1 protein-coding gene is annotated in these 664 nt (G+C 36.1%); it reads left to right on the top strand.

Annotated elements, in window-relative coordinates; translation table 11 throughout:
- The first annotated feature begins 208 nt into the window (after positions 1-208).
- On the top strand, positions 209-442 hold the full coding sequence (locus ABDZ72_RS14465; protein ID WP_425542393.1) for a DUF3953 domain-containing protein: 234 nt from the start codon (positions 209-211) through the stop codon (positions 440-442).
- Positions 443-664 lie beyond the last annotated feature (222 nt).

The following is a 664-nucleotide window of genomic DNA, read 5'->3' as shown; positions in this document are numbered from 1 at the left end:
GTTCTATAGACTATATTCGACATAAAGCAATGAAATTCCTAGTACAATTTGACTTTTTCACCGGACTTTTAGGATGAAAGAAGACTTCAAACCAGTTGTACTTAAATTTAATGCTGTTTTCTTCCGTTAACAGGCGGGGGACAATTATTGCCTCCACTATGCCTTTATCGGGCCTAAATTGCAGAACATGTGATTAGCTAGGAGACTTATGTTTAAGATATTTATTTTTATTTTATCACCAGTAATTATAATCATTACTTTGTATCAATTCATTACAAATGACTTTGAGCTTCAACCACTAGTGATGTTGTTGTTAAGTTTTTTGATGCTCGTATTGGGACTCGAACATTTTCGTATTACTAATAAATTAATTGGTTGGTTTCTTATAGCTGTGTTTTTATTTACTTTATTCGTATCCATTCAAGGGTTTGTGTTAAATTAGCATACGGTGTCACCCCTTGCCGCTTTAAGTGCTAAAGTGGATGGATTTCTGGAAGTCCTGTGGAGAGAAAGTCTCTGCAGGGCTTCTTTTTTTAGTGCCAGGCACCAAAACAATTCAGAATAGTGTTCGTGCCTGGCAGAGCGACCGGGCTTAGAAGTCCGGTGAAAAAGTCAAATTGTACTAGGAATTTCATTGCTTTATGTCGAATATAGTCTATAGAAC

Origin of the sequence: Lentibacillus halophilus, assembly GCF_039522485.1 — a bacterium.
In the GTDB taxonomy this organism is placed as follows: domain Bacteria; phylum Bacillota; class Bacilli; order Bacillales; family Amphibacillaceae; genus Lentibacillus; species Lentibacillus halophilus.
The sequence above is the reverse complement of the archived record's forward strand: the minus strand, read 5'-3'. Positions and strand labels throughout refer to the sequence as shown.